6 protein-coding genes and 1 pseudogene are annotated in these 7,711 nt (G+C 61.5%); 5 read left to right on the top strand and 2 right to left on the bottom strand.

Translation table 11 applies throughout. The features are described 5' to 3' along the window. The first annotated feature begins 1,170 nt into the window (after positions 1–1,170). Entirely contained in the window at positions 1,171–1,302 is a 132-nt protein-coding gene (locus A0U87_RS27090) for a hypothetical protein (RefSeq protein WP_272939640.1), read from the top strand. Between the two features lie 504 nt (positions 1,303–1,806). Here the strand turns inward: A0U87_RS27090 and A0U87_RS26940 are convergent. After that, positions 1,807–2,037, bottom strand: coding sequence for a hypothetical protein (locus tag A0U87_RS26940; protein ID WP_137406102.1), 231 nt, complete (start codon positions 2,035–2,037; stop codon positions 1,807–1,809). Next, positions 2,034–4,361, bottom strand: a complete 2,328-nt coding sequence (locus tag A0U87_RS24980; RefSeq protein WP_122927913.1) for a GH92 family glycosyl hydrolase — start codon at positions 4,359–4,361, stop codon at positions 2,034–2,036. Before A0U87_RS24980 ends, A0U87_RS26940 begins: the two co-directional genes overlap by 4 nt. A gap of 115 nt (positions 4,362–4,476) precedes the next feature. Between A0U87_RS24980 and A0U87_RS24975 the strand changes: the two genes are divergently transcribed. The 4 genes and pseudogenes from A0U87_RS24975 to A0U87_RS24960 form a co-directional block, all read left to right on the top strand. Then, complete coding sequence (locus tag A0U87_RS24975; protein ID WP_048939573.1) at positions 4,477–5,178, top strand: glutamine amidotransferase; 702 nt, start codon at positions 4,477–4,479, stop codon at positions 5,176–5,178. A 299-nt stretch (positions 5,179–5,477) separates the two neighbouring features. Beyond that, a pseudogene (locus tag A0U87_RS26935) lies at positions 5,478–5,942 on the top strand (transposase). A gap of 751 nt (positions 5,943–6,693) precedes the next feature. After that, complete coding sequence (locus A0U87_RS24965; RefSeq protein WP_048939574.1) at positions 6,694–7,326, top strand: NAD(P)H-dependent oxidoreductase; 633 nt, start codon at positions 6,694–6,696, stop codon at positions 7,324–7,326. A gap of 134 nt (positions 7,327–7,460) precedes the next feature. Beyond that, the coding region (locus tag A0U87_RS24960) for a hypothetical protein (protein WP_137406101.1) at positions 7,461–7,711 on the top strand (251 nt) is incomplete at its 3' end.

The following is a 7,711-nucleotide window of genomic DNA, read 5'->3' as shown; positions in this document are numbered from 1 at the left end:
CATCGAGATGTTCTACAACCCGGTGCGCAAGCAGATCAGGAACGGGATGCTGTCACCCAACCAGTTCGAACGGCAGCAGATTCTGAAAGCAGAAGGCGTCTAGAAAACTAGGGGCTACTCAGACGGGTGATGACGCATTGTCGCTGGGAGAAAAATGCAACCACTTCGCTAATGATACCGCTGTTCAGAACCATCTTGATTACCGGCAGCCCTACGAAAAAATATGTCGCTATCTATAGAGCCGATGAAGGGGCTTTCGACCTCCATAACACGACGCCGGTTATGAAAGCTCCAATGGCGTAGGCGAGCGGCAAAAGCATTAGAAAGCGCCAGCCCTGCGAACAGCCAGCCAGAAAAACAATCCGCTCTCTAAAACCGAGAATGCCAAAAAGACCGGGGCTAAGTTCTTCCGAACTAGTCACTGATTTAGGCGGTCTTCCGCAGAACCCGGTTTGGCGATCCACCCCATGACGAAAAGCCTGCCGTATTCCCGCTCGTCATTCAACGTCCAGTTTCAAGCGAAGCGACAAATCGCATCGCTGGCAACAAATGGTCAAGCCTGGCCTATCGTGACGGAGGCTTCGCTGAGCCATCAGGGTTGCGAAGCCCAGAAGCCACCTCGGCAGATACCTTTTTCGCAGAGGCTGGCCATCCATCCGACTCTAATTCGCCCACACATCCCCAGCAATCGCCTCCGCAGTTCGTGGAAAGGAGATCGGCATCTATCCCAAGAATGCGACCGCATGTGTTGCATCTAGGCTCATGAATGGGCTGCTCCATCGAGCGTATTTGCAGCTTTGCCAGAACGTCTGCAATCGGGATTAGTGGGAGATCATGCGAACGACGAAAATGGTCGAAACCTGTCAATCTCCTGACATGGCAAAACCTGTCTGCGGTGTTGCACTTCGTTTGTGAACTCAGGGGATCCATTGTGCGCGACGGCGGATGGAGAGGAGGCGCGCAATGGATCCCGGATCAAGTCCGGGATGATGGAACGGCGAGGACAGCTTTTCTAAGCGGCGATCGACCAAATCGACAACAGTGAATGGCCGGAGCCTGCCTGGGGCGGGCATAATGCCCCATGTTCATCCCGCTGTTCCCGACATACGAGGGGGCATTCGATTGCCGTCGGGGCAATCCTGATGAACATGGTTTCTTGTTGGCGGGGACGTGTTCAAGATCATGGACTGGCTTCCTGTTGTTTTCATCCTGTTCAAGGTTGCCGTGCTGGGGGCGGGCATGTTCTTTGTCGTCCGATGGCATTATGAACAGGACAGGAAGGCGGAGAAGGGGCGGTGCTGAGCGCGTCAGCCTGGCCCTGCTGCTGACGCGGATGCTGGGCATGGATATGGCCCTGTGACTTTGGTACTGTGATTGTGGCCCGCATCGTGCGTGGCGCGTGCGGATCATCGTTGCGCTGACGGGCGGGGCAGTGGCGCGACCTCATCTATTTGCCCCTCCGCCGCCTTTGGCGGTCTTCCTCCCCAAGCAAGCTTGGGAAGGATTATCGGGCATTCTATTTCCCACCCAAATCCGTCTTCTCCTTTTCCTCTGTAGGCAGTCGCGTGTGGGAGGTGCAAGACCTCAGCCTTTGTCGGGATAGCGGAAGGGCAAAGCGGGCTATGCTGGGCCCCTCGCTCCCTTCATTCAGAGCTTTTCCTGTCAGCCTCTTCGTCGCTTGGGGCGATCAGGCGGAAAGTGTGCGTGGCAGGAAGCTGGCCATGCGGGTGTGGAGCAGGGCGATCAGGTTCGCATCCATGAAGGCGTAATCGTCCGGTATCTCGAGGCAGACGATCCTTGTGCCGCCTACGCGCCGCGGAAACGCTGCTGGATCTTGCTGCGATGGGCCTTTGCCATCACGAAGATGGTGTCGGCACAGCGCAGCATCTCATCGTCCAGCGGCGTTTCCGCATCATGGTTGGTGCCCGCCGACAGGGTTTCGATGCCGGGATGGTCAGCGAAAATCTGTTCGGCGGTCGGGCTGCGCAGCTTGTTCTGGCTGCAGACGAAGAGATAATGCCGGTCTCGCGCCCTCACTTGCCATAGCCGGTCATGGAGAAGGGGTGGGCCTTTACGCCGGTCGCCCATGTCTTGTTGGGGCTGGCCTGCATGGTGAAGCGCAGTTCGCCGCCAGCGCGGATTTCCGCGTCGGTGATATAGCCGCGATCGAGCGGCTTGCCGTTCAGTGTCACCCGGCCGACATAACGATTGGCGTCGGACAGGCCATCGGCAATCACGGTGAAGCGCTGGCCGTTTGACAATGCCATGTCGGCGCGGTCGACGAAGGGGCGGCCGATCACATATTCGTTGCTGCCCGGCGCCACCGGATAGAAGCCCAAGGCGGTGAAGACCAGCCAGGCGGACATCTGGCCCAGATCGTCATTGCCGGCGAGGCCCTCGGGCGTGGGCTTATACTGGCTGTCGACGATCTGCTTCAGGCGCTCCTGCGTGCGCCAGGGCTGGCCGGCATAGCTGTAGAGATAGGCGACATGGTGGCTGGGTTCGTTGCCATGGATATATTGGCCGATCAGGCCGGATATATCCTCGGCATGGCTATAGTCGATCTTGCTATTGTCATAGTCGAACATGGCGTCGAGCTTGGCGATGGCTTTCGCGTCGCCGCCCAGCAGGCGGAACAGACCGCCCTGATCATGCGGCATGAACCAGCTATATTGCCAGGCATTCCCTTCCGTATAGTCGCTGCCATAGTTGATCGCGGTCGGATCGAAGGGGGTGCGGAAAGAGCCGTCGGCCTTGCGCGCGCGCAGGAAGCCGGTCTTGGCGTCGAAGCTGTTGCGCCAATATTGGGCGCGCTTCTCGAAGCGCTCTGCCGTGGCCTTGTCGCCCAGCTGGCGCGCGAGGCGGGCGATGGTCCAGTCGTCAAAGGCATATTCGACCGTCTTGGACGCGGCTTCGGGCTCGCGGTCGATGGGGACATAGCCGAGCTTCATATAGTCGCCGAGGCCGCCATAGGGGGCATAGTCAGCGCTGGCGACCATGGCTTTCAGCGCGGCGGCGCAGTCGATGCCCCTGATCCCTTTCAGGCAGGCGTCGGCGATGACCGGGACGGCATGATAGCCGATCATCGTCCAGGTTTCCTTGCCGCCAAACTGCCAGACGGGAAGGATACCGAACGGGCTGGTCTTTTGCCCCGCGACCAGCGAGTTCACGAAATCGGCATTCTTCGCTTCGGGCTGGATCAGCGTCAGCAGCGGATGTTCGGCGCGGAACGTATCCCACAGCGAGAAGGTGGAATGCATGGTGAAGCCGGTTCCGGCATGGACCTGATCGTCCGGCCCGCGCCAGCGGCCATCGGCGTCGCTCCAGACGCTGGGCGCCATAAGGCTGTGATAGAGGGCGGTATAGACATTGGTGCGCATCGCCTTGGGCGCGTCGATCTTCACCGCGCCCAGCGCATCGTTCCAGGCGGTGCGGGTCTTGGCGCGGATCGCGTCGAAATCGCCTGGTTCGCTGGCAAGGTTGGCGATGGCGCCGTCCTCGTCCACGCCCGACAGCGCGACCTTCGCCTCCAGCGGCTTCGTCAGCGTGCCGAAGTCGAGCTGCGCCACCAGCGCGCGGCCGGAGAGAGAATCCAGCGTCTCGGGGCCGCGACCGGGGCCCTTGAAGCCCTTGTAGAGAATATCCTTCTCGGTGCTGACGAAGCGGTGGCCGGTCAGCGGCGCGGAAAAGCGGATGGCGAAGAAGATGCGCCGCGGCGTGGCCCAGCCGCGCACCTCGCGCGATCCGGTAATCGTGCCGTCGGGGCGGATGCGGATCGAGGACCAGAGGATCTTGCCGGGATAGTCATAGATGATCGAGCGCAGGTCGAGTAGCAGATGCGCGGCCTTGCCGGTGGGGAAGGCGTAGCGGTGGACGCCGACACGGGGGCCGGCGGTCATTTCCGCACGCACGCCCGGATCGGTCAGGGTGACGGCATAATAGCCGGCCGAGGCGATTTCATCGGCCTTGTGCGAGCGGAAGCCGGGCGTCTTGTCGTCGCCAGCTTCCAGCGGGACCGTATCACCGCTGACCGGCATCACCAGGAAATCGCCCAGGTCGCTATGGCCCGCGCCGGAAAAATGGGTGTGGGAGAAGCCGCGGATCACCGGGTCTTCGTGGCGGTATCCGGCGGCCCAGTTATAGGTCTGGCGTGCCGGGCCGACATGGGTGTCGGGCGAAAGCTGGACCATGCCGAAGGGGGCGACGGCGCCGGGGAAGGTATGGCCTTCACCCGAGGTGCCGATGAAGGGATCGACCGCATCGACCGGCGCGGAAGGCGCTTCGCTGGTCTGGGCGGAAAGGGCGGTGCCGGCGAGCAAAGTGGCCAGCAGGACAGGGCGAGCGATGCGGGTTAGGATCATGGCGCTGGGTTAAATCATGGCCGGGCGGCCGGGCCAAGCCGATAGCGGCAATTTTCTGTCCCCAAGAAAGGCTGGGCTGGCGTCGACGGGTTTGGCTGGCTAGCTATCGCAGGTAATGAAAAGAGCGTTGATCGTCCGACATGTGCCGCGCGAGGGTGCGGCAGGCTATCTCCAGCCGATCGAGGCGGCCGGCTATCAGATCGAGCGGATCGATGTGGCCAGCCCCGATTTCGCCGATATCGACCTGACCGAACCGGATCTGCTCATCATGATGGGCGGGCCGATGGGCGTTTATGAACAGGATGTGCATCCTTGGATCCCGGTGCAGATCGGCAAGCTTTCCGCGCGGCTGGCGGCGGACCGGCCGACGCTGGGCGTGTGCCTGGGCAGCCAGATGATCGCGGCGGCGCTCGGCGCGCGGGTCTATCCGGGTGGGCATATGGAACTGGGCTTTGCGCCGGTCAGCGTGAATGCGGCGGGGGCGGGGTCGCCGCTGCGCCATATCGACGGGGTGCCGGTGCTGCACTGGCATAGCGACACGTTCGACCTGCCTGATCAAGTCGAGTTGCTGGGATCGACCGATCGCTATGCGCATCAGGCTTTCCGGCGCGGGGCCAATCTGCTGGCGCTGCAATTCCACGCCGAAATGGGCGAGGATCCGCGTTTCGAGGATTGGCTGACCCATTTCTGGGCCGATCTGGACGTGGCCGGACAATGCGGCGTCGCGCTGCGGAAGGATCATGACGATCATGGGCCGGGCGCGGTGGCGGCGGGCCGGGCGATGATTGGCGAGTGGCTGGCGGGGATCAGGGTTTAAGGCGCTGGCGATCGTTTGCTGCAAGCGTTTGACTGCCTGATTAGCACTACTTTGGCAGAAATCGGATTTTTGGGATTCCTATTGCGCTGATTGCGTGATTCATGGCCCCACAGCTTTGACAGAGGCTACGATGGGCGTGGCTTTTCAAGCGGATGTTGCGCGTTGGCTCACCCCTTATCAGGAAGTCGTGGGTAACAAGACGCGGCGTCGAATGTGCCTAGCCTATATCGCCGGTCTGATCGGGCCCGGTGATCGCAAGAGCTCCCAGCACATGGTAGCTCGCTCGGACGCGATCCCTTATGACCGGCTTCATTATTTCATCGGGCTGGTCTGTAGGGCAGTGCCCGTTGGAAGCGACCTTGTGGAGCCAGGCGGATGAATTGGTCGGTGGCGATGGAGCCTGGGTAATCATTGACGACACCGCTTTGCCCAACAAGGGCAAGGCCTCGGTTGGCGTTGCGCCGCAATAGGCCATGCCGCTCGGCAAGAATGCCAACTGTCAGACGCTGGCTTCGAGCGAAGTTCCATTCATGCTGAGTTTGCGGCTGCTCCTGCCGGAAAGCTGGACGAGAGATGCCGCGCGCATGGACAAGTCGGACGTACCTGCTGCATTGCACAAATATCGCACCGAGCCCGAGATCGTGATCGAGGAGATCGACCGCATCGTTGCTGCCGGCGTGCGCTTCGGATGTGTGTTGGCCGACGCCGGTTATGAGCTATCGGCTCCGTTCCGGCAGGCGCTGAGTACACTTGCCCCTTGCTGAGTTGCCGGCATTCCCAGACACCAGAAGGTATATCCGGCCGAAGTGCCGCTGATCTTCCCGGTCGCAGGCCGCGGTCGCCCTCGGAGGCGGCTTGTGCCGGACGTCAAATTCATAGCTGCGCACGCGATGCTCGAACGCGCGAAGTGGAGGCAGGTCAGTTGGCGCAAGGAAACCCAAGGGCGGCTGACCGCTCCGCCGGGGCCCTGCACATGCCGGGTGAGTCGGTCCGCTTCTACAACCCACCTTGCCAGCAGTACGCTGCACCAATGCCCGCCGTTCACCGCAAGAGCACTGCCCTTACTGAGGATGCAGCCTGATCAGACACCCCAACAGACTTCTGCAAAAGTAGTGCTGGTTGTTAGCGAACCAAACGAATATGCCAACCCCAACAAGTCACACCAACTCCCAAGCCGTCAAGAACGCTAACGGCAGCATTCCAGCGGCGAGTTAGGAAAATGGCGCTTCCAAACGCTACAAAGAATATCGCTAATACGATTGTTACGGTTGCCATCGCACAAGATGTTGCAGCGCCGTACCATGCCCGCAATCAGAAATCGCGCTCGACAAATTCAGCAGCAAAAATGGTCACTTTTCAGGTCATCCTCGTCTTACCCGAGGGCGGAATAGGCCAAGGATGGGTGGTACAATATTTGGTTTCAATGTGAGATCTTTATTCCTGGGGCGGTGGGCGCTACATCGAAGCGTCATGGGCGGGGCTTAGGCTGGCGCCGTTGCAATATAAGGATTTCTCATGCTGATCGACCGTCTGAACTGGCGCTATGCCACCAAGAAGATGAACCCGGACAAGCTGGTGGCCGAGGACAAGGTGGAGCGCATCCTGGAGGCGGTGCGGCTGGCGCCGACGTCGAGCGGGTTGCAGCAGTTCGAGGTGATCGTCGTCACCAACAAGGAATTGCGGGCGAAGATCCGGGCGATCGCCTGGGACCAGGCGCAGGTGACCGATGCGTCGCATCTGGTCGTCTTTGCCGCCTGGGACAATTATACCGCCGACCGGATCAACGGCATGTTCGACCTGGTCAATGACGAGCGCGGTTTCCGCAACGAGGGTTGGGAAGCCTATCGCCAGATGCTGCTCAACACCTATCCGCAGCGCGACGCCCAGACCAATTTCGAGCATGCCGCGCGCCAGGCCTATGTCGGCCTTGGCATCGCGCTGACCGCCGCCGCCTTTGAAGAGGTGGATGCGACGCCGATGGAGGGCTTCGACCCGGCCGCGCTGGACGAGATACTGGACCTGCGGGCGCGCGGGCTGCGCTCGGTGGTGATGATGCCGCTGGGCTATCGCGCGGACGAGGGCGACTGGCTGGTCAATCTGAAGAAGGTGCGCCGCCCGGCCGCCGACTTCATTTCGCGCATCGATTGATGGCGCCCGGATAGGGATTAACCGCAATAGGCGGCGGTCCGTCACGGCCCCTATATGGGGCTGTGAACAAGGAGGATGGGCGCCGGAACAAGGCGCTCTCCTGCTTCGTTTCGCACCGATCAGGAGTGACGGACATGAAGATGGTCAGGATGATCGCGGCGGTGGCCGCTGTTACGATGGTCGCAACCCCGGTGCTGGCGGCAAGCCTGAACAGCAAGGATCGGGCGCGGGTGGCGCGGGCCGATCCGCGCGACCGCGACGATGTGCGCTATTGCCTGCTCCAGGGCAAGAAGGGCCGCGACAAGGGCACCGCGATCGGCGCGGGCGTGGGCGCGGGCGCGAGCATCATCGCCGGCGGCGGCGTGGGCGAGACGGTGCTGGCCGG

Source organism: Sphingobium sp. MP9-4, from assembly GCF_005281675.1.
Taxonomy (GTDB): Bacteria; Pseudomonadota; Alphaproteobacteria; order Sphingomonadales; family Sphingomonadaceae; genus Sphingobium; species Sphingobium yanoikuyae.
The sequence above is the reverse complement of the archived record's forward strand: the minus strand, read 5'-3'. Positions and strand labels throughout refer to the sequence as shown.